At 47.9% G+C, this 22,045-nt stretch carries 23 protein-coding genes and 4 tRNA genes; 9 read left to right on the top strand and 18 right to left on the bottom strand.

From position 1 onward, the window contains the following. Nucleotides 1-8: 8 nt before the first annotated feature. The 9 genes from ACI48K_RS18700 to ACI48K_RS18660 form a co-directional block, all read right to left on the bottom strand. Nucleotides 9-242, bottom strand: coding sequence for a DUF6148 family protein (locus ACI48K_RS18700; RefSeq protein ID WP_475029135.1), 234 nt, complete (start codon nt 240-242; stop codon nt 9-11). Between the two features lie 10 nt (nt 243-252). Next, a complete protein-coding gene (locus ACI48K_RS18695; protein WP_475029134.1) occupies nt 253-2,127 on the bottom strand; it encodes a phage terminase large subunit family protein in 1,875 nt (624 codons plus the stop codon). Then, on the bottom strand, nt 2,124-2,621 hold the full coding sequence (locus ACI48K_RS18690; protein WP_475029133.1) for a hypothetical protein: 498 nt from the start codon (nt 2,619-2,621) through the stop codon (nt 2,124-2,126). Before ACI48K_RS18690 ends, ACI48K_RS18695 begins: the two co-directional genes overlap by 4 nt. 309 nt (nt 2,622-2,930) lie before the next feature. Continuing rightward, entirely contained in the window at nt 2,931-3,092 is a 162-nt protein-coding gene (locus ACI48K_RS18685) for a hypothetical protein (RefSeq protein WP_475029132.1), read from the bottom strand. A gap of 18 nt (nt 3,093-3,110) precedes the next feature. After that, nucleotides 3,111-3,383 carry a hypothetical protein gene (locus tag ACI48K_RS18680; protein WP_475029131.1) on the bottom strand — a complete coding sequence of 91 codons (273 nt, stop codon included), beginning with the start codon at nt 3,381-3,383 and terminating at the stop codon, nt 3,111-3,113. Nucleotides 3,384-3,609: 226 nt separating this feature from the next. Further along, the gene (locus ACI48K_RS18675) at nt 3,610-4,353 is read right to left on the bottom strand and encodes a hypothetical protein (RefSeq protein ID WP_475029130.1); all 744 of its coding nucleotides are present in this window, start codon (nt 4,351-4,353) and stop codon (nt 3,610-3,612) included. Next, a complete protein-coding gene (locus ACI48K_RS18670; protein ID WP_475029129.1) occupies nt 4,334-4,615 on the bottom strand; it encodes a hypothetical protein in 282 nt (93 codons plus the stop codon). Before ACI48K_RS18670 ends, ACI48K_RS18675 begins: the two co-directional genes overlap by 20 nt. A gap of 631 nt (nt 4,616-5,246) precedes the next feature. Further along, a tRNA-Lys gene (locus ACI48K_RS18665) sits at nt 5,247-5,319 on the bottom strand. Between the two features lie 12 nt (nt 5,320-5,331). Then, nucleotides 5,332-5,407: transfer RNA gene (locus tag ACI48K_RS18660), tRNA-Ala, on the bottom strand. A 95-nt stretch (nt 5,408-5,502) separates the two neighbouring features. On the opposite strand from ACI48K_RS18660, the gene ACI48K_RS18655 reads away from it, so the two are divergent. The 3 genes from ACI48K_RS18655 (at nt 5,503) to ACI48K_RS18645 (ending at nt 7,358) form a co-directional block, all read left to right on the top strand. Continuing rightward, nucleotides 5,503-7,242 carry a recombinase family protein gene (locus tag ACI48K_RS18655; protein WP_475029231.1) on the top strand — a complete coding sequence of 580 codons (1,740 nt, stop codon included), beginning with the start codon at nt 5,503-5,505 and terminating at the stop codon, nt 7,240-7,242. After that, nucleotides 7,201-7,274: transfer RNA gene (locus tag ACI48K_RS18650), tRNA-Ala, on the top strand. The genes ACI48K_RS18655 and ACI48K_RS18650 overlap by 42 nt, the downstream gene beginning before the upstream one ends. An 11-nt stretch (nt 7,275-7,285) precedes the next feature. Continuing rightward, nucleotides 7,286-7,358: transfer RNA gene (locus tag ACI48K_RS18645), tRNA-Lys, on the top strand. Between the two features lie 131 nt (nt 7,359-7,489). Here ACI48K_RS18645 and ACI48K_RS18640 read toward each other — a convergent pair. The 4 genes from ACI48K_RS18640 to ACI48K_RS18625 form a co-directional block, all read right to left on the bottom strand. Continuing rightward, entirely contained in the window at nt 7,490-8,293 is an 804-nt protein-coding gene (locus ACI48K_RS18640) for a hypothetical protein (RefSeq protein WP_475029128.1), read from the bottom strand. Nucleotides 8,294-8,410: 117 nt separating this feature from the next. Then, nucleotides 8,411-9,838 carry a sensor histidine kinase gene (locus tag ACI48K_RS18635; RefSeq protein WP_475029127.1) on the bottom strand — a complete coding sequence of 476 codons (1,428 nt, stop codon included), beginning with the start codon at nt 9,836-9,838 and terminating at the stop codon, nt 8,411-8,413. Then, on the bottom strand, nt 9,835-10,494 hold the full coding sequence (locus ACI48K_RS18630; RefSeq protein ID WP_475029126.1) for a response regulator transcription factor: 660 nt from the start codon (nt 10,492-10,494) through the stop codon (nt 9,835-9,837). The genes ACI48K_RS18635 and ACI48K_RS18630 overlap by 4 nt, the downstream gene beginning before the upstream one ends. Before the next feature lie 277 nt (nt 10,495-10,771). Continuing rightward, nucleotides 10,772-11,377, bottom strand: a complete 606-nt coding sequence (locus ACI48K_RS18625) for a TetR/AcrR family transcriptional regulator (RefSeq protein ID WP_475029125.1) — start codon at nt 11,375-11,377, stop codon at nt 10,772-10,774. Between the two features lie 185 nt (nt 11,378-11,562). On the opposite strand from ACI48K_RS18625, the gene ACI48K_RS18620 reads away from it, so the two are divergent. Next, complete coding sequence (locus tag ACI48K_RS18620) at nt 11,563-13,047, top strand: MFS transporter (RefSeq protein ID WP_475029124.1); 1,485 nt, start codon at nt 11,563-11,565, stop codon at nt 13,045-13,047. A 60-nt stretch (nt 13,048-13,107) separates the two neighbouring features. Beyond that, entirely contained in the window at nt 13,108-13,836 is a 729-nt protein-coding gene (locus tag ACI48K_RS18615) for a hypothetical protein (RefSeq protein WP_475029123.1), read from the top strand. Nucleotides 13,837-13,922: 86 nt separating this feature from the next. Here ACI48K_RS18615 and ACI48K_RS18610 read toward each other — a convergent pair whose 3' ends face one another. The 4 genes from ACI48K_RS18610 to ACI48K_RS18595 form a co-directional block, all read right to left on the bottom strand. Further along, the gene (locus tag ACI48K_RS18610) at nt 13,923-14,810 is read right to left on the bottom strand and encodes a fructose bisphosphate aldolase (protein ID WP_475029122.1); all 888 of its coding nucleotides are present in this window, start codon (nt 14,808-14,810) and stop codon (nt 13,923-13,925) included. A gap of 126 nt (nt 14,811-14,936) precedes the next feature. Then, complete coding sequence (locus tag ACI48K_RS18605; protein ID WP_475029121.1) at nt 14,937-15,761, bottom strand: NAD(P)H-binding protein; 825 nt, start codon at nt 15,759-15,761, stop codon at nt 14,937-14,939. A gap of 77 nt (nt 15,762-15,838) precedes the next feature. Beyond that, on the bottom strand, nt 15,839-16,285 hold the full coding sequence (locus ACI48K_RS18600; RefSeq protein ID WP_475029120.1) for a MarR family winged helix-turn-helix transcriptional regulator: 447 nt from the start codon (nt 16,283-16,285) through the stop codon (nt 15,839-15,841). A gap of 180 nt (nt 16,286-16,465) precedes the next feature. Then, on the bottom strand, nt 16,466-17,113 hold the full coding sequence (locus ACI48K_RS18595; RefSeq protein WP_475029119.1) for a transcriptional regulator: 648 nt from the start codon (nt 17,111-17,113) through the stop codon (nt 16,466-16,468). 1,000 nt (nt 17,114-18,113) lie between these two features. On the opposite strand from ACI48K_RS18595, the gene ACI48K_RS18590 reads away from it, so the two are divergent. The 3 genes from ACI48K_RS18590 to ACI48K_RS18580 are packed head-to-tail and all read left to right on the top strand — an operon-like array spanning nt 18,114 to nt 21,282. After that, a complete protein-coding gene (locus ACI48K_RS18590) occupies nt 18,114-19,493 on the top strand; it encodes an ABC transporter substrate-binding protein (protein WP_475029118.1) in 1,380 nt (459 codons plus the stop codon). Between the two features lie 38 nt (nt 19,494-19,531). After that, nucleotides 19,532-20,419, top strand: a complete 888-nt coding sequence (locus ACI48K_RS18585) for a carbohydrate ABC transporter permease (RefSeq protein WP_475029117.1) — start codon at nt 19,532-19,534, stop codon at nt 20,417-20,419. Nucleotides 20,420-20,448: 29 nt separating this feature from the next. Continuing rightward, nucleotides 20,449-21,282: a carbohydrate ABC transporter permease gene (locus ACI48K_RS18580; RefSeq protein WP_475029116.1), complete on the top strand. Its 834-nt coding sequence runs from the start codon at nt 20,449-20,451 to the stop codon at nt 21,280-21,282. A gap of 187 nt (nt 21,283-21,469) precedes the next feature. On the opposite strand, the gene ACI48K_RS18575 is transcribed toward ACI48K_RS18580, so the two are convergent. Then, nucleotides 21,470-21,595: a sporulation protein YjcZ gene (locus tag ACI48K_RS18575; RefSeq protein ID WP_475029115.1), complete on the bottom strand. Its 126-nt coding sequence runs from the start codon at nt 21,593-21,595 to the stop codon at nt 21,470-21,472. A gap of 192 nt (nt 21,596-21,787) precedes the next feature. On the opposite strand from ACI48K_RS18575, the gene ACI48K_RS18570 reads away from it, so the two are divergent. Continuing rightward, nucleotides 21,788-22,030: a hypothetical protein gene (locus ACI48K_RS18570; protein WP_475029114.1), complete on the top strand. Its 243-nt coding sequence runs from the start codon at nt 21,788-21,790 to the stop codon at nt 22,028-22,030. Nucleotides 22,031-22,045: the final 15 nt, after the last annotated feature.

Below are 22,045 nucleotides of genomic sequence, written 5' to 3'. Positions count from 1 at the left end.
TGCAGAAATTAAAAATCCCGGGGAATGATGCCGATCGTCTTGTTTCGGCCACTCCCGCGGGATCGCGATTCCTCCGCTGCTACTTCTTTTTCCAGATACTTGATCGTTGCGGATATTTCCGAAAGGTTCGCTCTCGTCACATTCCGTCCGGCAATCGAATAAGATTGTGCACCGTCCAAAACAGCGGATTCGGCGGCGATATACTGCGTAAGCCTGGTCCGCAGGTCGTCTAATCTTGCCATCATCATCACCTCATATCTGTATTCCTTTGTTCGCTACGCCTTTCTTTCTGACCGGCGCGGCGGCCGCGGCGATTACTTCGGAGCAGTATGGTTGCATCTCGTCCAAATTTGGCTGCAGGATCTCGATTGCCGCCCGATTGTAAACCGCCAAGTCAAGCGGCTCGTTTCGGGCCCGGACCTTCACCCAAACTTGGTACGGCACGCCCATTTTTTTTCTGGTATGCAGCGCCTCCGCCGTCAGGCCTTCGAAATATTGCCGTTCATAGCCACGGTTACGCTCGGGCGTAGAGAGTGGGAAGTGGCAATACCCCCGCCGCTTATCCCCGTTTTCGTCCACCTGTGATATTTTCAAAGCGCTTGTGACTTTGGACTTCCCCTCGTCAACCCCGAGCCGTACAACGGTTGCCTTGTACCGGTTATTGGTTGATGTGCCTATAATCAGGGGCAGCCGCGTACCGTCACCGGTACCTTCGCCTTTGATGGCAAACAAGCGTCGCCCAATTCGTTCTTTGCAAAACCCATAGACTTCATTGGTAAAGTGACCGCCGGAGTCCATGCATGTAAATGCGATCGGGAACTTCCTGCCCTCGGCATCCTTCCATGTACGTTTCAGGTACTCATCCAAATCAGCCCATACCTGCGGCTGCTTTAGATCGCCGCGAATGACGTGGTACTGTATATGCCAGTTTTCATGACCAGCGCCCCAGCCTTGGACCTCAACCTCGAACCGGTCGTCCTGGGTATCTACGGCGGCCGTGAGGACTTTTACGCCCTCCGGCACATCAGCATGGTACGTTTCGCGGCGGTTCAACAGGACATCTTCGTCAAGTTTCTCGCCTTTCTCTTCCCATGATTCCGCCAGAACCGTGTTGAGAAATGTTTTAAGCAGTTCGGGTCCGCCCCGATTCGCCTTATACCAGTCGTTAACGATATCCTTCCATGTAACATTTATGGTTGCGTAAAGGGTGCTCAGTTTAAATCCGCGCACCGTCGCATGCTTTTTCTGCGGAATCCAAACTGCATTTTTTTCATAGTTCCTTTTCCACTCATGCTCTGCATGCAAAGCGCCGCAAAATCTGCAGGCGTGTTCAACCATGACGCATTGATTCGTTTCCTTGTCGTATTCAAATTTTAGTTGGGCCCATTCCAATGTCTGGAGTTCGCCGCATGAAGGGCACGGTAGATGTAATTGCTCCATGGTGCTGTCTTCATACAGTTCTTCGATCCGTGACGCGCCTTTGATAGTCGGGGTGGATACCAACACCAGTTTTTTGTTGTAAAATGTCTTGGTTCTGGCCGTAACCAGCGAAACAGGGTCACCTTCTTTGCCCGCGGACACTGGGAAACGGTCGATTTCGTCAGCGATAACCACCCGGATCGGCTTTGATGCCAACGACGCCGGAGAATTTGCCCCGGCAATGTTGATTCTCCCGCCCGGGAACGACTTATACAGGATCGTATTCCGGCTGTCCCGGCTCTTATCTCTTACTACCAGCTTTGATAATTGGGGCGAATCACGATACATCGGGGTCAAGCGGTCATTTGAAAAGTCTCGTGCAACCATTAAATCCGGCTGAATTACCATGATTGGCGCCGGATCATGGCCTGTAAAATAACCGATCGTGTTGAGTTGCAGGTCTGTTTTGCCCAATTGGCTCGCCCACATCAGGACAACTGACTCAACGTTCGGGTCAGAAATAGCTTTCATAGGCTCCCGCTGGTACGGCGCCCGTGATGTTCTCCAAGGCCCCGGCTCTGCCGATGCTTCAGCTGACAAGACCCGGTGTTCGTCTGCCCATTCATCAATGCTTAACGGCGGCGGCGGAGCAACGAGCTTTACAGTGTCACGCAGAAGCCGGAGTGTCTGGCGCTTTTGCTCTCTCATGAACTATCACTCGCCAAAGGATCGTATTTCGCCAGTTCCCGGAGGGCGTCGTCGATTTTCCCTTCAAGCAAAATCCGGATCTCTTTTTGATCCGTCATATGCGTTAATTCGCTCGCTAATTTAGGCGGCAAACTCGAAAGTCTTCCTCGGAAATCTACCAGCAGCTCTCCCCATGCGTCCTGGACATCGGCCGTAGTGTGAAGGTTATTTCGTTTTTCCTCAAGTTCCAGCATGGCGATTTCTTTTTTGACCCGCTCATGCTCCGCTTTTTCATCCCGAAAGCTGATTTTTCCGTCCGATGACTCGCCCTCGATGTGCTTTATATAAGCTTGCACCGCATCGGCGAGCGTATATTTTCCCCGGCCGACCTTTTCTAAAATACCGTCACGGGTTAATTGGCTTATCCATTGCGGAGTTTTACCGACGATTTCGGCCAGTTCAGATGTGGAAACTTCTTTTGTTTTCAATGACTCGGCCTTCGCTTTTGGTTTCACCAATTTCACCCACCTACTTTCATTTCGCCTATGAAAATTGCCGAATTGGAATTTTCAGGCTTAATTCGAAGCTAAAATAAAAATCGCCCTCTTATGACTGCCTGCCAGTAGAAAGCGAAAGTGATTTTCAAAATTAAAATCTAGCGGGTTTTCGGGCTCGCCAGCACCCGCAGTCTTCCGACCCCTCCGGAAGTACCTACGCTTTCGAGGTTGCCTCCTGTGCCATCCTATTACCTTATCCATGTATTTGCTCGTCTTATATCTTCGACGCCTATACAGTGCCTTTCTGTGCGTCTGATAGCATGCCCATCATTCGCCATCATCGATTGGTATTGCAAGTCCTTCCTTCACCATGTATTCCATCTCCAGATCGAGTATGGTTAGGATATCTTCTCGGTTGACGATGATCCCCTTCTCTACCAGCTTATCGAATATAAACTCTACCAGTTCTTGTTCGTTCACTTCTTCCACAACAATCATCCTCCCGTTCTATTCCATGCCATCCAAACACATCTCTTGCTTGGCTATCTCCAGCAGTCCTATGATCTTATATCTATCGTCTCCGCTGTAGCATAGTGTCATCTCATTGTTGTCATCAACGGTTATGAATAGCGCTGTTGTAATGTTCTCAGCAACCACGGTCGTATTAAAGTCAGCAGCTACGAGCATGGGTGTACGTATATCCCTGCGCTTCCCCCGCTCTTTCTCCAGGCTTACCAGGTTTGGCACTGGTAATATTGCAGGCGGTCTATCTCTTTCCATATGCTCACCCTCTAATTATCAGCGTAGCTATAGCTAAGAGAGCCAAGTCAAAGAATGCCCTTGGATAGTCTTTAGCCCTCATTGCTTTTTCTGATTGCCAAACAACTAAAACCCCAAGCGACACATATGCCAAGTCGAATAATAATCTCCATTCCATGCAATCACCCTTTTCTATGCAATATAAAAAGGCCACTCTGTATGAGTGACCTTGGCTTGCCGTATTCAGTTAAAACTGATCGTACATCCCTATATCAAAGCGCCTGTGTGAAGCATACAGGAACGCTATAATATTCCCATTATTCTTCTTGGAGAGAGTGTCGAAGTGATCTTTGACTTGCTCTTCCCATTGCTCATGGCTTATGTCGTATGATCTTAAATGCTCTATCTGATTGATTATCCATTCTCTCTGCTCTTCTGTGACTTCTGAGTGCTGTTTCTTCTTTTTCAGAGAGAAGTATTTCAGATAGGTTTTTATATAAGGATCATCATCTCTTTTAAGAGTGATGTATCTTTTAAATCTTTTATCATTCGTTATTATATAATCATTCGTTATTAGTGTTGGATTTTCCACAACTGGAAAACCCGATTCTGGACGTAATGACGGGGATTCGTAAATATCGAGTTCCCAGGATACTATTTTCCCCCGTTCATTTTTGACCGAATAACGATGAACATACTCCAGTCGTTCGAGCTCCTTCAGGCCGGCACGAATGCTGTCTTTGCCCTCGGTTGTGTGTTTGAGCAGCTCGTCGATGTAAAAGCGGAAATTGTCCGGCTTGGATAGCATGTAGGAGAGCAGCCCGCGGGCCTTAAATGAGAGACGTTCGTCCTGCAGCGGGTCATTCAGGATCCGGGTGAACGGCGGCGCATGCTTGCCTGATTTGTTGACTCGATATGTTGCCACCTCACTCCCCTCCGCTTGATCAAACTGCAAATAAAAAAGCCGCTTCTCAGCGACTCTTCCATTCATTCTGTATCTCATGAACGTCAATAATTTCGTAATTCCCGTGAGCTCTCGAGGCAAAAGCTGCTTCTAATTGTTCAGCGGAAATTTTACCGTCACTATTGACGACATGAAGGCTTATTTTTCTGCCTGGTTCAATCTCCAAATCATCTTTAGGTTTGAATCCCAGTGAGCTTTCATATTCACTTTCACATTCCTTAACGGCAGCAATCAGCAGGTCACGAGCAAATACAATTTTAGGCTTGATTTGGACACTAAACGATTTCAATAACTATCCCCCCTTAGCATCACACTTCGACACCAAGAGTCTGCTTCCTGCTGTTCCCAATGGGAAGGCGGTAATTATTCGGCTACCGCCAATCCGTCCGGTTCAGGCTTTTTGTTGAGGGAAAACAGCACCGACCAACGCGAAACCCTCATAGTATTAAGATGTGGACAAGGATTTGCACCTTGTATAGCAGCATTTTGTCACGGGCAGCAGCCTAACTGACTTCCCCAAATGTTTCCCCTGGCCTTGTTCCGGTTCTACGCCCTTCAGTGGGAGCTCGGCGTTCTCTCTCCGCGCCTGTCGTTTGTGCCGGGGCTCGCCGAGTCGTATCTGCCTTAGCTCTAAGCGTCTACCTATTCCGCCACCACATCATTGGAGAATCGGATCGGAGCTTTGCACCGTACGTGTATGCCGGCCTCTATCCGGCAATTTGTAGGGCGTTCACGCCCCTGCGGTGTCCTCTCTCAATTTCTCCATGGTACAAGAATATCACGGTAAAATCCTAACAACACACACGCATGCCCCATAATTCCCGCTTTTTTGCCATATTCAACCCATTCGAGTAAAAAGGCACGCAAAAGCTTTTAGAAAAACAAAAAAAAGCCCAGCACGACGGCTGGGCTTTTGGCGATGGATCGTCAGGGACTCGAACCCTGGACCAGATGATTAAGAGTCAACTGCTCTACCAACTGAGCTAACGATCCATATTATGAGATTGGTGGAGAATAGGGGGCTCGAACCCCTGACCTCTTCGCTGCCAGCGAAGCGCTCTCCCAGCTGAGCTAATTCCCCGTAAAAAAAGACTGCCTTTGTATTATATAAAAAACAAAAACTAAACGCAAGCACAAATTTATTATTTGCATTTTTTCCTGAAAGTCATTAATTTTATGGTAGTATATTCAACTTATTCGGAGGCATTTTTTATGGTACTGATGAATTCTAAAAATCCAGACATAACCAGACCTTTAAGGGTTGCTTGTTTTTATAGGGTATCTTCGAAAGGGCAACTTGATGGCGAGGATATTCCTGCACAACGAAGATCCTGTACAAATTTCTATAAACAGAAGGGCTGGGTCTTTGTTAAAGAATATGTTGAGCAGGTATCTGGATTTAGGGTCTACGCAAGCGATCGTGACAAAATTCAAGAAGCGAAACGGGATGCAGAGTCTGGATTATTTGACGTACTTTTGTGTTGGATGTTCGACCGGCTTGGGCGTAAAGAGGCCGAAACTCCATTTGTAGTTGAATGGTTTGCAAAACGGGTACAGGTATGGTCTGTGGTTGAAGGGCAACAAAAATTTGAACAGCACACCGACCACCTTATGAATTACATTCGTTTTTGGCAAGCTGAAGGAGAGAGTAAAAAAACATCCATCCGGGTTACTGAAAACTTAGAACAAATGGCTGAGGATGGTTTGTTGACTGGCGGAAGCGCGGGCTATGGATACAAGCTAGTAAAGTCTGGCGTGTTCAATAAAAAGGGCAAAGAGTTGTTTCGGCGTGTAAAAGATACGGAAACAAACAAGTACGCATATATGATGTACGATTTTGTTTATTCATATGGTTATGGTTCTAACCGCATCGCCAAATATTTTAATGATCGTAATATACTTTCCCCGACCGGAAAAAAGTGGACTTCTGGAGCTATTAATTTCATTCTCAAAAACCCACTATACAAAGGTTATCCTACTTTTGGGAAACGCAGATCAGATGACGACGGTAAGAAGAAAAACACTTCTTCGGATACATGGGTAAAATCTAAAAAGCAAGTACCCGAGCTTATTACCGTTCCTGAGCCAATGTGGGATAGAGTCCAACAAATCAGAGCTTCCAAAAATCCGGGCAACACGAATAAAGAAGACATCGAAAAAATACTCGTTACGAAAAGTCCACTTTTATTTGTTGGAATGATTAAATGCGGATATTGTGGGTCTCCACTGACAACAACATACAATGCGAAAAAATACACTCTTAAAGATGGAAAAGAGCAAAAATGGAGGCAGGCTAAATATCGCTGTAGTGGGAAGGCTCTAGGTAGGACAAGTTGTTCCGGACAAACAACCTACTCCAAAGTTAAAATTGAGGAGACAGTCTTGGAAGAAGTGTTTGAATTTCTTGATCGATTAAGACAGGTCGACTTAACATCACAACTTCAAAAAATAGAAAAAGATGTATTCATAGAGGAAGAGTCACTGCTCAAAAAAATAAAGAAGCAATTGAGCCAACTAACGGATGAATTGGACGTATTGACTGGCGAGGTCGCAAAGAGCATCAGCGGGCAAAGCTCTTTCAAGCCTGATCTGCTTAGCAAACTCATCGAGCAAAAGGAAGGAGAGATTAAAACTGCCACAGATCAGTTTGATAGCTTAAGCCAAGCAATTAAAAATAAGAAAATTGAAAAAGCTGAAATGGAAGGATTAGTAAAGTCAATCCCTGTCTGGAAGGAAGTATTTCAGGATGCACCACCTGAGAAGCAAAAAATGATGCTTAATAGTGTTATTGAGAGCATCACAGTGTTTCGGGACTTCATTGACGTCAAAATAAAGGTGAAGATTCAACAAATGATCGATTCAACAAATGGGAGTGAAGCCGACTCATTCGGGAGAGCGCATCGCTGGCAGCGATGAGGTCAGGGGTTCGATCCCCCTAGGCTCCACCAATCTCAAATTTGGATCGTTAGCTCAGTTGGTAGAGCAGTTGACTCTTAATCATCTGGTCCAGGGTTCGAGTCCCTGACGATCCATAAATTAAAGAAACGGCAGAAATGCCGTTTTTTTGTTTCTGCTTTTTGAACGCTTTCGTCTCAAAAAAAACACCGGGATCCTATCGCTTACACGATACAATCCCGGTGTTTCTATGTCCGGCTAACCCCGGTTATTTGGAAGCCGTATCGCTTTGTGATTCAATAGGAGTCAATGTGATTGCGTCCGGCTTGAAGATTGAACCGTCATCCGTAACATACTTGTATTCGTCTGAGCTCGAACTGAAAAGCTTAAACGTTCCGGTTGAATCCTCATAAAGCTCTTCCTTCACCGGGAGTCCGGTATCCTGATCCAGAAACTCGATGAGTTGCATATTAGCCTGTGTGGTGTCGCTGATATAAGACTGGTAGCTTTCCATGACCTTATTCAGAGTTTTCCCGTCAGGTGTTTGCTCGGTGCCGATGGAAGTCCAACTGCTGCCCTTGTAATAATCCTTGGTGACATTAAAATCCAAGTTGCTTTCGAGTTTTTGGAATGTTTCCGGACGGTCCGCTCTCTTGATCACTTGTCCGCTCAGCGGATTTCCATTTTCATCTCTTTGAATGATGATCAATTCGCTGCCACCGTTCACATAAAAAGTGCTTTGAAAACGCGTCAGCTTGTTATCGGTTGAATATTCTTTTAAATCCGATCTGGAGTCTTTCGTTTTCGGGTCAAACCAACGCTCCGAAGTAAAATTCTGGCTGCCGTCCGTTCTTGTGTAAACGTTCTTGCTGTATTGGATCGTGCCCTGCGCAACGTCCGATGTAACCGACGTATCCGCGATTGCTGGTGCCATGATCGCCGTATTTTTCGGAACTGCGTCGTTCCCGTTTGCGGCAAATGCAGTGATTGTACCAAGGCTTCCAATGACTAAGGCCGACGCCACGATGGTTCCAACGATTTTCTTGCGTTTTCCGTCTAAGTTAAGCTGCATGTTATTTTACCTCCGATATTGTTTTTTTCAATCAGGAATGCGCAATTCCAACTTACATACCCATTTTAAAAAAACAATATTTCATAATTATCGGCAAGTTGTAAATAAGTTGCAAATTCAAGGAAGAATAATCCTGACCATTGTTCCTTCATTCAGCCGGCTTTTTATCTCAATCCTTCCTTCATGCATCTTGACGATATCCGCACATATGGCAAGTCCCAACCCGGCTCCGTGATTGGCCCGCGAGTAAGCCTTATCTACCGTGAAAAACGGTTCGAACACGTTCGGGATATCCTGTTCAGGAATACCGATTCCCTCGTCCTCCACTTCAATGACGTAATGACGATCGTCCATTCTGTAGCCCCGGAAATAAATGAACCCCCCAGATTTTGAAGCTTTGACCGCATTGTCGATTAAATTGGTGCACAGGATTTTTATCAAGTCTCTTTCGATCATTCGCGTGGCCGGCTCGACAGATACGGACAGTTTAATATTCGAAGTTTCCATGTGCGGCTTCAATATCCGCTCAATCTCCTTAAAAACCGGCTGAATCTCCTCATTTTCCAGATGCGGCTGTCCGTTTTCGATAAGAACCAGGTCCATCAGCTTGAAAGAAAGGCTTTCCAAACGCTTTCCCTCGCTGTAAATGTAGTTTATGGACTTAAAGAACACGTCTTCGTTGTATTTCGTAGATCTCAAAAAGTCAGCGTAGCCGATGATCGAGGTAAGCGGCGTCTTCAATTCGTGCGTGAGGTAATGGATAAAATTCTCCCTGTTCCGTGCGGCGGCCTCCAGTTCATCGATCTTTTCCTCTACGGCGTCAGCCATCTTGTTGAAGTTTTCCGAAAGCATGCCGATCTCGTCTTTCGAAAAAACCCGGACTCGCTGCGAATAATCGCCTGCGGCGATCGTCTGCGTGGACGTTGTAAGCATACGGACCGAGCGCGTAAGAAACCAGATCAAACCATAAAGGCCGGCGGCCAGAACGATAGTGATGACCAGGTTAATTTTTATAAAATTTCCGATCTGGGCTGACTTATCCATGTAAATGTCCGTAATGTCTCTAACGAAGGAGAGTTTGTCATCGGTGTCATTCAAATGAAGACCGCTTGCAACAAACAAATAGCTCTTGCGGCCGAAATCTCGAATGATATATTTTCTGGTCCCGGATACCTCCAGCTTCAGCTCCTGCCTCGGGCCGGCTATGCTTTCGGCGAAATTGGAAAAGATCGTTTGATCACGCGTGTTCAAGATTTCGATATATACCTTATTGGAATCAAAGTATTTCAGGTATTTCTGAGCGTTGTTTTTAACGAAATCATCCGCATTATTTTTTGTTGCGTTCTTTAGAAAATCCAAGTTATTGATATAAGCCCAGTCGGTCTCCATTTTCGATTTCAACATCAGCTGTTCCGATAATCCCCTATCGATCTCCCTCTTCAAATTCTGATTAAAATTATGCTCAATTAAGTAAAAAGAAGCGGTGTTGAACAGCAGCTCAAACAGGATAAAGGTACCGAAAAAAACTTTCTGCCAGAGTTTCATGCATTGACCTCCAGCCTGTACCCGTATTTATAGACAGTCTTAATCTGATCTTCCCAACCCAATTTTTTTCGTATCTTTTGGATATGTATGTCAACCGTCCGTGTCTCACCGAGATAATCGTAGCCCCAGACGAGCTCAAGGATTTTTTCCCTGGACAGGGCTTTGTTTTTGTTATTCATAAGAAGAAGAAACAGCTCGTATTCCTTTATGGTGAGTTCAATCAAGGTGCCGTTTCTTTTGATCGTGCGCTCCTCAATGTTTATTTCAATGCCCTCGCAATGGATCTGATCGCTTTTGCTGTTGTAACGGCGAAGCACGACTTCTATTCTGGCCAACAGTTCCATGGCTTCAAAAGGCTTTACGATGTAGTCTTCAGCCCCCATTTTGAGTCCTTTAACTTTATCGGCAAGGCTGTTCCGGGCAGTAAGGAATATTACGGGCACTTCGTTACGCTTGAACTGAGACAACAGCTCGTAGCCCTCAACGTCAGGCAGCGAGATATCCAGCAACACCAATTGCGGATTGAAATCCTGGAGGACGATTTGAGCGTCCCTTCCGCTATAAGCTTGTCTGCATTCGTAGCCCGCAAAATCTAAATTCAGTTTGATCAGGTCGGAAATCGCCTGGTCGTCCTCTATTATCACGATTTTCTCCATTTGATTGCTCCATTGAAAAATTCGGTTTTATTTTAATAATACATACTTAGGAAAGTATAGTTTATTAAAACGTACATCGTATCTCCAAGTTGTAAACAAGTTGTAATTTTTTGTGCCGGAGATTGAAGCAACAGCCGATTCGCGGAGCGTACTCGCAAGTACTATCTTCCATCCTACTATATAACGAAAGGTGTCCCAAAGTTGCCATTTCATGGCTTTGGGGACACCTCAATTAATTAAGTGACGCCAATGCTATCCTTATTTGACGGATGCATCGTTAATCGAACCGAAAGTCAGGAAAAGCGACCCGTTCCGGCTCGAAAAGCAGTTGGGCCTTCAACATAAGATGCAGGGCGTCAGCGAATGCCTTCCAATCAAAGGAGGAACTATCCATCGAGAGAACCATCATCGCCCCGCTGCACAGCATACGAAGCTGTTGGGTCAAACCAACAGGGTCTTCGGCACCCGCCTGACGGACAAGTTCGCGGATTTCATCCCACAATTCCCGGCGAGATTCAATTGCCTTGCGGTTCGCCGGATGATCCGGATCGGGGAACTCGACCGAGGTATTCAGATACGGGCATCCGCGGTAAAAATGATCAGGGCCAAGCAGACCGTCAATGACTTTGTACAACTGCTTTAAGGGGGAGTCAGGAAACTTTGTCCTGGCCTGACTATAACTCTGTCTGTTAATGTCCCGGCGGTGTTCCAAATAAGCGACGACGAGGTCATCCTTTGTTGCGAAGCTGCGGTAAAAACTCGCTTTGGCAACGCCGGACTCCTCGATGATCCGATCGATTCCGACGGCACGAATGCCTTCGCGATAAAAAAGTTCGGACGCAGTAGCCAAAATCCGTTCCTTGGCCGTACGTTTTATCTCCATGATTGATCACTCCTGTCATAAAGAAATATATTTAGCACCATTGACATGAGACAGATTTGTCTGTATCATTCAATTCACGAGAGACAGATCTGTCTCCCTCATTCTACAAAAAATCCCCCGCTGCGTCAAATTGGTTTATAGCCAATCCTCACGGGGAGATCTGGGTAAAGGAGAGATACCATTTTATGTCCGAAGTGTTGGATTCATACGAACTTGCCGGGAGCGCCGCAGCAAGCAGGAGCAAATCGAAACCACGGCCGCGGTTGATGCTTGCCGTCATGCTGTTGTCCGTATTTATTACTGTCTCGAATGTTTTCATTGTCAGTGTTTCGACTCCCGCTATCCAGAAATCCCTTCATGCGAGCTTTTCCGGAGTCCAATTCGTCGTTTCCGGCTATACGCTGGCCTATGCCGTTTCACTCATTATCGGCGGCCGGCTCGGCGATAAATACGGGCGAAAACGTCTGCTGTTCTTGGGAATAGCCGGCTTTACAGTCACTTCGTTCCTAGGCGGAATTGCGCCAAGCATCGGAATGCTCCTAGCCGCCCGTTTCATTCAGGGCTTCAGCGCCGCGCTGCTGACCCCGCAGATCCTTTCGCTCATCCAAGTCCACTATCCGCCTGAGAAGCGCGGACCGGTCTTCGGACTCTACGGCGCGTCCATTGGGCTGTCGGCTGCGACCGGACAGCTCATCGGCGGACTGCTGATCCATTGGAATCCCGGCGGTCTGGACTGGCGGACGGTCTTTTTCTTCGCTGTACCGGTCGGTATCCTCATAATGTCGCTGCTGCCATTCATCGGAGAATCCAGAGAGCCGTCAGACAGCAAGCTCGACTGGAGCGGAGGCATTCTCGTTGCACTGGGGCTTCTCATGCTCGTTTATCCGCTCGTGCAGGGACCGAAGGAAGGCTGGCCGGCTTCTCTCGTTACCATTTTGATCCTGGCGCTGCCCGTTCTTATTGTTTTTGGCTTATTCGAACAGTCGCTTAAACGCCGGGGACGCGTTCCACTTATGAGCGTCAGCCTATTCGGGCAAAAAATGTTCATCATGGGGATGGGTGTCGTTTTCCTTCACTACCTCCTGTACGGGTCTTTCTTCTTCGTCAGCTCCTTTCTGATGCAAGTGGGTTTTGGCTTCAGCCCGTTGAAAGCCGGCTTGACCGTCTTGCCAATGGGTCTTGGGATTTTCATATCCTCCCTGTTTTCGGCTAAGGTTGCAGCCAAGATTGGCTCCCGCATCTTGCTGCTCGGCTCCATCCTTGCAGCGGTCGGATTTCTGGCACTGGCCTTGTCGGTTCACCTTGCGGGGATACAGTTTGCCGGTTACGAATGGATTCCGGCGCTTGCGGTGATTGGTGTCGGCTTAGGATTCATCGGCGCTCCCATTACCAACATCGTACTGTCCAAGGTGCGGAGTGACGATATCGGCTCCGCTTCCGGCATTCTGGCGACGGGGGTACAGGTAGGCCTGACCATGGGTATTGCCCTCATCGGCATCGTTTGGCAGAATGCGCTCGGTCAGCCCGCTCCTGCCCTGACGGCGGCGCATATGCAAATCTACGCCGATGCCTTTATGCTCTGTCTTTATTCACTCGCGGCAGCGAGCGCAATTATGCTGGTTCTCTCCCTGATATTGTCGAATAGAGTTAAAACAGGCAGCGAGCAATAAGGCTGATGTTGGACGGAGATTAAATGTTTTCGAAGGGTTACGATGCGAGGAGATGCGAATATGAACGAATTATTGGAATTGGCAGTAAAAGCACATGGGGGCTTGAAACGATGGGAGCAGCTTTCGAGTATCCGCGCTCGTATCAAAATTGGCGGAGCGTTCCTGAGCCTCAAAGGAACCCCGGGCGTATTGGATGACTGCCTGATAGAAGCCAGCCTATTCGAGCAAAACATGGCTATTACTCGTTTCTCGGCCGTTGACCGACGCAGCGTATTTACCCCGGACCGGGTTGCGATTGAGAATATCAATACCGGTGAAATTCAGATGAGCAGAGAGAATCCCCGCGATTCATTTCCCGGTAATGTCCAAAGGCAATGGGATATTGTGCATACGGCGTATTTCTTTAGCTATGGGCTTTGGGGATATCTGACCGCGCCGTTTCTTTATACGAGTCCACGTTTCGTTACGGAGGAATTGTCGCCGTGGCAAGAAAATAGCGAGACCTGGCGCCGCCTTAAAATCATATTTCCCAATGATATTGCCACCCACTCCAGGGAACAAATTTCGTATTTTGGGGAAGACGGTCTGCTGCGACGACAGGACTACAATGTCGATGTCAGCGGCGGAGCAAGTACCGGTGCGGCCGCCGCAAATTTCGCTTTTGATTACCGGGAATTTAACGGCATCATGGTTCCGACAAAACGCAGGGTCTACCCAAGACAAGATAACCATATGATTCCGGAGCCACTATTAATAACGATAGATATGAGCGAAATCTCTTTTACTTAACTCATTCAACAGAGAGTATTCTAAAATAAAAAAACGGCATCTCTGCCGTTTTTTTAATATTCATTTAGTTATCGGCCGGGTTTCTCTCATTCGATGGATGCGTCGTAAATGGCCTTGATGGATTCGGAGAGAGTTTCATCGAATTCTTCGTCGGTCTGCCCCGCCGACAGCCCTTCCGATAAGGCGCGCGAGAAGCTGGCGATCAATCCGTGATTTCGCCGGAGCCTGTCGTTGGCTTCCGCCTGACGGTAACCGCCCGACAAAGCCACGACCCGGATGACACGCGGATCCTCCATCAAATCGCGGTAAAAATCATCTTCGGACGGAATGGAAAGCTTAAGCATGATTTTGACGTCCTTGTCCAAGGTGGATATTTGTGAAAGAAGCTCGTCCTTCAGCCGTTTTTCCGACTCGCTCTTATCCTTGCTGTAAATATCAACCTCCGGTTCGATAATCGGCACCAGCCCTCGTTCTGCGATCTGCTTGCCGAATGCAAACTGCTGCTCCACTACTTTTCGAATTCCGGCAGGATTGGCCTCTTGGATAAGCGAGCGCATTTTCGTCCCGAATATATGACGCGTAATCGCCCGATCCAAAAGATCGTTCAGGTCCGGCATCGGTTTCATAAGCTGAACGCCGTCTTCCTGCTCGGCAAGCCCCTTGTCGATTTTCAGGAAAGGAACGACGCCTTTTTTCTCCCACAAATAATCGGCCGTCAGTTGCTCGTCAATTGTGCGGTCCATGGTGTTCTCGAACAAGATTGCGCCCAAAATGTAGCGGGAATCAAATGCGGGACTTTTAATAATGCGCGTCCTCATCTCGTGAACCAGCAGAAACATCTGTTCTTCGGTCGTATAGCTGTTTTCCGGAATGCCGTAATGCTGCAGAGCCTTGGGCGTGCTGCCGCCGCTTTGATCCAGAGCCGCGATAAAACCTTTTCCCTTACGAATCCGTTCCACTTGCTCGGTATTCATAAAATGATCCACCCATCCTTTCGCAAACTAAAATGGCGCCTTTATCCTTTTATTATAGCTCTTAATGGGTTTGTTAATCATCAAAGATCATTCGGCAGAAAGGGATTTTTCGGGATTACTCTCCGTTTAATTTTTGGAAGTAACGAAGGGTTTCACACTGTCTTTCAGTTTGGTAATCGGACGGTTCAACAACCGTTCCAAATCGCCGGAAGTCGATGAGCAATCGATGTTTCTCAGAAAGCCGTAAATCCAATGTTGAACGTCAGGGTCCCGGCGAAGCGTAATTGTTTTGCCCGAAAGGTCAGTGAGCACGTCCACCAATGCTTCAAATGTCCAGGGTACCGCAGCCGTAAGCTCGTATATTTGGTTCTCATGCACGTGTTCAGACAGCACGGCCGCTATCGCTTCCGCCAAATCAATCCGCGTGACGGAATTGAACTTCCATTCTCCCGGGGAAACGCGGAGTTCTCCGCTCTCTACGGCGGATTTTAAACCGAACGTTTCTATAAAATCCATATATAAGCTGCAGCGAAGAAATGTATAGGGCAGCCCGCTTGCCAGAATGCCGTATTCCGTAGCCAAATGAAGCCGGGATAGCGGAACATTGCCGCGTTCAGGAAAAGCGAAGCCCGTGTATAACAACTGCCCGGCCTTCGCCTTTTTTGCCGCCTCGATGACATGAGCATGCTGTCTGAGACGAACCGAATCGTCTTGATGTGGGCTTGATATGAGCAGCAGACGCGAAGCATCGGCAAAAGCGGGCTCGAGTGATTCCGGCTTATCGTAATCGCAAAACCGCACGTTGATCCCCCGCTCCCTATAATAGCTCGCTCGCTCCGATTCAAGATTCCGCACACACGCGACAATGAGATTGGCCGGTATTTTTTGAAGCAAATGTTCGATGACCAAACTTCCTAACTTGCCGCTGGCTCCCATAATTATCGTGTACATATATGGACTCCCTTCGTAATTTTTATATTAGTTAATCGCTTAACTAAATGGATACAAAAAAATGAAAGTAAAAATAGTTAGGCTTTTTTTAGCTTAATTAACAACGCCAGAAGCTGCTTTAACTCCGGCTCGGTTAATACCTGCATTTTTTCTGCGATGCCTTGCCGGTTCTCGGGTAAAAAATTCAGCAGGACATTTTGGCCTTCGGGGGTAATCGAAACAACCGATTTTCTGCCGTCCTTCGGATGCGAATCGCGCCGAACCAGCCCTTCGTTCTCCAGCGGACTCAGCAGCAGGCTGATGTTTGGTTTGGTTACTCCGATTTTTTGGGCCAGCATAGAGGGGAGAATTGTGCCGCCTTCCTTCATGATTTCCACCAAAATGCGGATGCGGGCTCCATTGGTTCCTTTGGACTGCCAGTATTTCTCCGACACATTGACCAGCTTCGCCGTCGCTTCCACCAACGCGAAAAAAACCTCCGAATCCAAAGGCAAATCAAGAACATATTCCTGCAGTTCCTTCATAAACCGTTCACCGCCATCAAATAGTTAAGCACTTAACAAAATATAATGTACTAAAAAACATGCCGGTTGTCAAAGTCCGTTTCCTCATCCCGCTTATTTCCAAATTAATACCTTTTCTCGCTTCGGTTCGTCCAGGCGATTAACATCATGACATTTTGTTGGGCCAACCTCGCACTCCGCCTAAGTTCTAAGTTGGTATGTACGGTACCGCTTATTGCCGCTAGCCGCGACTAACATTTGCTTGTCCACTAAATCCCGTAGAATTCGCCGAGCATGATGGTCCGTAATTTTCAGATGAACGGCAAGCTCAGACGGGTTATACGGCCGAAGCAACCGCCGCGAGAATCGAACCGTCTCCGCTTCCAGCCAAGACAAGTCGGACGGCAATTCCGTCGACAGGAATTTTCCGATAAACGTGAGAACTAGCTGTTGGCACTGCTTCGGCTCATCTTCAATCGACAAATAAGCAACGGGCAAAAACGTCCAACCATCCAGCGCCAATAGGCAGTGACGCAGGCATAAGTCCTTGAACCGCTTTACATCGAGATCCCGGGCATGAGGTCCATACCCTTGAATTTCGATTCCCCCCTTTGCCCCGCCCGGCATATAGGCCAAATCCAAATACCTATACCGATTACTAAAATCGCGCACCTCCCATTCCGGATACAAATGATCCAAATTTCCGACTGCAGGAAACCATATCTCCCGCAAGAACTCGATCGTTCCGTGCCCCAGTCCCTTCTCCAAGATCTCCAATCGCCGGGGATTGCCCTCCTGCGCTTTATTTCGCCGCATCCATTCCTCATAGATTTGATCAAAACGGTTCATGGTCCCAGCTCCTATCGCTCGAAAATTAAACTATCTCAAAAATGCAAAAGCCGCCTCCATCCCAAGCCCCAAAAGGCTAACGGATAAAAGGCGGCGTGTGCTTCACGACCGAGTAACCATAGTGTAACTTAAAACTGCATGTTCCTGCAACAATTTTCCATTTTGAGATGAAAGATGCCGGTTTATTAATTGTAACGGATCGTATAGTCCTTATTTGTGTCTTTTTGCTCCTTGCTCAATTCTAACGGACTCCAGAGACGTTATTTGCCCCAAATTAGAGTGAAACCATTAATACTGAGGCAAATAACGCCATCTGAGTCCGTTAGCGAAACAAAACGGTCATTTTGAGGCAAATAACGAATTCTGAGTCCGTTAGGACTACTTGAGACGGCGGGCAAGTCGTACGGCTTCGCCCTTCGTGCTCTTCATGCTCTTCATGCTCTTCATGCTCTTCATGCTCTTCATGCTCTTCATGCTCTTCATGCTCTTCATGCTCTTCTCCCCCCCCCCGCGCGCAACTTCACCACATCGCGCATCCCACGAATTTCACGACCTCATCCACCACCACACACGTTACGTACCCCACACACCCCGCGAGCCCCACGCTCTTCCCACATATCACGCACTTCCCCACACATCATGCTCTTCATCCGCTCCGTACACTCCCCCTATCAACTTCCATACTCCACACTTTTCACGCACTTCCAACACTTCACTCCCACTTCCTACGCCTTACGCACATTCTGAGTTTTTCGTATGGTTCGTGCACAATTCCCGTTCTCGCGTTATCCGGAAATTATGCGTAGTTCCACTCCGGTTCAAACACACCAGACCCCAATGGAATCGTTTTCTTCAAAATCAGAATAATTATTTCTTCTCCCCAGTATGTTTAACTAAACAGATGAAAGCGGATTCAGGACAGGGGCACGGTCATTCGACTTGCCCGCTGCTTGGACTCGCTCATTGTTGTCAGCCGCATTTAACTTAGGGAGGGGAAAAAATGCGATTGGGGAAAGGGAAAATCAGAATTGTTACATCGATCGTATTATGCTTGGCTTTGTTCGGCACATTGCTCATCGGTTGTTCCAGTAAAGACGGGGGGGCCGATTCGTCCAAAAAAACAACCGTCACAATTACTTATAGAGATGACGGAGCGGGCGAAACAGGATCGTTTTACAAATGGATCAAAGAGGTATCCGCCGCTTATCCGAACAAAAATATCGAAATCAAACCCACGCCGATCCAAGCTTCGGAAGGGGATTATTTTGCCAAGGTTGCCTTGGCCCTGAAATCCAAGGATACGGCCCCGGATATTGTGACGGAAGATACCTTTATTCTCAACTCGGACGCCAGCGCCGGTTACCTCGAGCCGCTCGACGAGAAGCTGAAGAACTGGGAAGACTGGACCAACGGATCTTTTATTGAAGCAATGAAGAAAGGCGTCACCGCGAGCGACGGCAAATTGTATGGCGTCCCCTATAATACGGACTCCCGCGGGCTTTGGTACAACAAAGAAATCTTCAAAAAGGCCGGGCTTCCCGAGGACTGGCAGCCCAAGAACTGGGATGAAGTGCTGGCTGCGGCAAGAACCGTCAAACAGAAGGTCCCTGAGGTGGTGCCGATTTGGATGAACATGGGCAAAGCCACCGGAGAAGCCACTTCGATGCAAACGTACGAAATGCTGCTCTATGGAACGGGAGAACGCCTTTACGACGATGCCGGCGGCAAATGGATCACGCAAAGCCAAGGCATCCTCGACGCACTGAGCTTTATTGAAACCATAAACAAAGAACAGCTTGGCCCGCCGCTCTCCAAAGTGCTCAACGGGCAAGCCGGTAACACCTCTTCCCGCGAATATCTGCCGCAGGGCAAGCTGGCGATTTCCCTCGATGGTTCCTGGATTCCGGGGAACTATCTGGAAGGCGGCGCCTCCCCTTGGCCGGAATACAAGGACGTGCTGGGTTTCGCTCCCATGCCTACGAACAAAGGGCAAGCTCCCGGCTCCATCACGCTGGCGGGAGGATGGGCTTTGTCCATCCCCAGCAATGCCAAACATAAAGACGAAGCGTGGGAGTTTATCAAATTTGCCCTGAACAAAGAGAACAGCCAAAAAGTGGTCATCGCCCAAGGCAACATCACGGTACGCGCCGATGTGGCTAAAGATCCCGGTTATACCAAAATGCCGTTTAACGAAATCGCCACCGAATATTTGAAAAACGCTGAATTCCGGCCCGCACAGGACAAATATCCGGAGGTGTCCACGCAAATTCAGACCATGGTGGAATCTGTGGCAAGCGGTACTTCACCTGCGGACGCGATGAAAAAATACGCTCAGGACGTCACCCGCATTGTCGGTGAAGATCATATCCTCGAAAAATAACGGCCCATATACCAAGCCGGCGAGAGGAGTAACATTCAATGAGCAGCTTGACGGCTACCGCGTCCTATAAAAAGAGAAAAACGTGGACCTGGCTATATTTCCTGCTTCCTTCCATTGCGATTATGCTCGTATTTTTTATATACCCGGTGTTTTTGACGTTCTTCTATTCCTTTACGAATCTTGCCTTAACCGGAGAATCCGCCAGGGAACTGAAATTCATCGGATTCGAAAATTACGTCCGAATGTTCGAGGACCCGACGGTTCGGGTCAGCATCTGGAATACGCTTATCTTCCTATTTGGCTCGGCCGTGATCGGCCAGCAAATACTCGGATTCTTCATTGCGCTCCTCATGAAGCATAAGAACAAGCTGTTCCGGCGGATTATCGGCACCATTGTGCTGGCCGGATGGGTTACGCCCGAAATCGTGTGCGCCCTGTGCCTTTACAGCTTTTTTGGCGATGAAGGCACTCTGAATTCGATTATCACCTTTTTCGGAATTCCAGCGGTGACTTGGCTGTATACAGTGCCAATGCTGACGATTGTCCTGGCCAACATCTGGCATGGTACTGCGTTCTCCATGCTGGTGTTTCAAGCGGCGCTTGACGATGTGCCAACCGAAGTCGAGGAGGCGGCCGTCGTCGACGGCGCCTCCAGATGGCAGGTGCTGACCCGGATAATTATTCCGTACATCAAGGAGACATTCACCACCAACATGATGCTGGTGACTCTGCAAACGCTTGGCGTGTTCGGACTGATCTACGCGATGACCGGCGGCGGACCGGGCAACTCGACAACAACGCTGCCGATTTTTATGTACAACCAGGCCTTCGTCAATTACCAGCTTGGCTACGGAACGGCGATATCCCTGCTTCTGCTGCTGATCGGCATCGTGCTGAGCCTGTTTTATATCCGTTCGCTGAAATAGTATATTCTTCACAAGGAGACTGACTCCGTATGAATGCTAAACAACGCAAAATCATATATCGGATTCTGCCCTATGCGATTCTTGCCTTCATCGGTATCTGCTTTGTCCTGCCGCTCTTATGGGTTGTTGTCGCTTCGGTCGATCCGAATGCGATGCAGTCGCTGAAAATGCCGCGCCAACTGACGGCGGACAATTATGTTGAGGTCATAACCAGCAGCGAAAATCAGCGCGCCTTCTTGATCGGGCTGATTATGTCCCTTGGTCAAGCCGCTCTTGTCGTTCTGATTGCGCTGCTCGCGGCGTACCCTTTGTCGCGGTATCAGATGAAATACAAGCGTCCCTTCATGCTGACAATCCTGTTTATGACTTCCCTGCCGATTACGGCCGTAATGGTCCCCGTATACCAACTGTTTCTCAGTCTGAAAATGTACGACCATATTTACGGAGTTATTTTATTTTACATCGCCTCCTCCATGCCTTACGGCATATGGATGTTGAAGAACTTCATGGACTCCGTTCCCCATGATCTGGAGGAAGCGGCATGGGTGGACGGCGCTTCGGTATTCACCGGAATTCGTAAAGTCATCGCTCCTTTGATGATTCCGGGTATTTGTACAGTCGCGATTTTTACGTTCTCGGGCAGTTGGGGGAACTTTTTTGTCCCGTACATTCTGCTCCAGTCTCCCGAAAACTTCCCGGCTTCGCTTAAGCTCTACCAGTTCTTCGGACAATACGGCATGGTCGAATACGGAAATTTGGCCGCATTCTCCATTTTATATGCGCTTCCTTCCGTGCTTTTGTACATCCTTTCCCAGCAGTTTATGTCCAAAGGATTCGGACTTCAGGGCGGAACGAAGGGATAACGCCGGAGTCATCCCATACCCGGTCGGTCATATCATAAGGCCAGGTGGCTGCTTTTTGTTGTTCGTCGAATCATTAACGACCGCGAAAAATTGCAAGCCTCTCATCCGTATTCCTGTGTGCTCCATAAAAAATCACCGGCGCGAAATGCGCCAGTGATTTTTGCAGCAAGCCCTCATATCGAGATGATTAGAATACGAAAGCCTTAGAAACAATAACCAAAAGGATGAACAACACCAAAATAACGCCTGTAGAAGTCCACAGACCTCCAACCGGTCCAACCGGACCGCCGTTTCCTACATCATATCCCGACATGGTTTCGCCTCCTTTTTGAGTATACGACATCATATTGTCGCCCTTTGTTTTCAGTCACGGCTTTAGCTCAAATTTAAACAAAATGAATGCCCGGTTGTTTTTCAGGCCACTGTAGATCCTTTGAAATTGCCTAATCAAGCTATTTATTGGCTGCATATGATACTGCAAGACGATTCGGAGTAGGTGGTGTGCTTGGCAAGGAAAAAAAATACACAGAAAATTGTGCAGCAATATGCAGATGCCGAGTTAGGTTCAGACGATTTGGCAATTATCGGTGCCGGATTTACCGTTTTGGGCGATCTCTTCGAGCTGCTCTCCCTGCTCAGACTTAAGCAAGAGGGTCTTGAAGCCACGCCCGAGGAGGAACTTGACATCGAAGACCTTTTGTCCAGATCGTATCTTACTTCCACTCGAAAAAATAAAAAAAGACGCTGAGGTAACCTTACCCGG

This window comes from Paenibacillus terrisolis, assembly GCF_056171975.1.
The sequence above is the reverse complement of the archived record's forward strand: the minus strand, read 5'-3'. Positions and strand labels throughout refer to the sequence as shown.

What these genes read in the sequence shown, in the direction of transcription:
- ACI48K_RS18700 (WP_475029135.1), bottom strand. Translation starts at nt 242, where the DNA reads ATGGCAAGATTAGACGACCTGCGGACCAGGCTTACGCAGTATATCGCC.
- ACI48K_RS18620 (WP_475029124.1), top strand. Translation starts at nt 11,563, where the DNA reads ATGTCCGAAGTGTTGGATTCATACGAACTTGCCGGGAGCGCCGCAGCA.
- ACI48K_RS18610 (WP_475029122.1), bottom strand. Translation starts at nt 14,810, where the DNA reads ATGAATACCGAGCAAGTGGAACGGATTCGTAAGGGAAAAGGTTTTATC.
- ACI48K_RS18680 (WP_475029131.1), bottom strand. Translation starts at nt 3,383, where the DNA reads ATGGAAAGAGATAGACCGCCTGCAATATTACCAGTGCCAAACCTGGTA.
- ACI48K_RS18600 (WP_475029120.1), bottom strand. Translation starts at nt 16,285, where the DNA reads ATGAAGGAACTGCAGGAATATGTTCTTGATTTGCCTTTGGATTCGGAG.
- ACI48K_RS18675 (WP_475029130.1), bottom strand. Translation starts at nt 4,353, where the DNA reads ATGAATGGAAGAGTCGCTGAGAAGCGGCTTTTTTATTTGCAGTTTGAT.
- ACI48K_RS18590 (WP_475029118.1), top strand. Translation starts at nt 18,114, where the DNA reads ATGCGATTGGGGAAAGGGAAAATCAGAATTGTTACATCGATCGTATTA.
- ACI48K_RS18635 (WP_475029127.1), bottom strand. Translation starts at nt 9,838, where the DNA reads ATGAAACTCTGGCAGAAAGTTTTTTTCGGTACCTTTATCCTGTTTGAG.
- ACI48K_RS18625 (WP_475029125.1), bottom strand. Translation starts at nt 11,377, where the DNA reads ATGGAGATAAAACGTACGGCCAAGGAACGGATTTTGGCTACTGCGTCC.
- ACI48K_RS18575 (WP_475029115.1), bottom strand. Translation starts at nt 21,595, where the DNA reads ATGTCGGGATATGATGTAGGAAACGGCGGTCCGGTTGGACCGGTTGGA.
- ACI48K_RS18655 (WP_475029231.1), top strand. Translation starts at nt 5,503, where the DNA reads ATGGTAGTATATTCAACTTATTCGGAGGCATTTTTTATGGTACTGATG.
- ACI48K_RS18630 (WP_475029126.1), bottom strand. Translation starts at nt 10,494, where the DNA reads ATGGAGAAAATCGTGATAATAGAGGACGACCAGGCGATTTCCGACCTG.
- ACI48K_RS18615 (WP_475029123.1), top strand. Translation starts at nt 13,108, where the DNA reads ATGAACGAATTATTGGAATTGGCAGTAAAAGCACATGGGGGCTTGAAA.
- ACI48K_RS18695 (WP_475029134.1), bottom strand. Translation starts at nt 2,127, where the DNA reads ATGAGAGAGCAAAAGCGCCAGACACTCCGGCTTCTGCGTGACACTGTA.
- ACI48K_RS18640 (WP_475029128.1), bottom strand. Translation starts at nt 8,293, where the DNA reads ATGCAGCTTAACTTAGACGGAAAACGCAAGAAAATCGTTGGAACCATC.
- ACI48K_RS18605 (WP_475029121.1), bottom strand. Translation starts at nt 15,761, where the DNA reads ATGTACACGATAATTATGGGAGCCAGCGGCAAGTTAGGAAGTTTGGTC.
- ACI48K_RS18595 (WP_475029119.1), bottom strand. Translation starts at nt 17,113, where the DNA reads ATGAACCGTTTTGATCAAATCTATGAGGAATGGATGCGGCGAAATAAA.
- ACI48K_RS18585 (WP_475029117.1), top strand. Translation starts at nt 19,532, where the DNA reads ATGAGCAGCTTGACGGCTACCGCGTCCTATAAAAAGAGAAAAACGTGG.
- ACI48K_RS18580 (WP_475029116.1), top strand. Translation starts at nt 20,449, where the DNA reads ATGAATGCTAAACAACGCAAAATCATATATCGGATTCTGCCCTATGCG.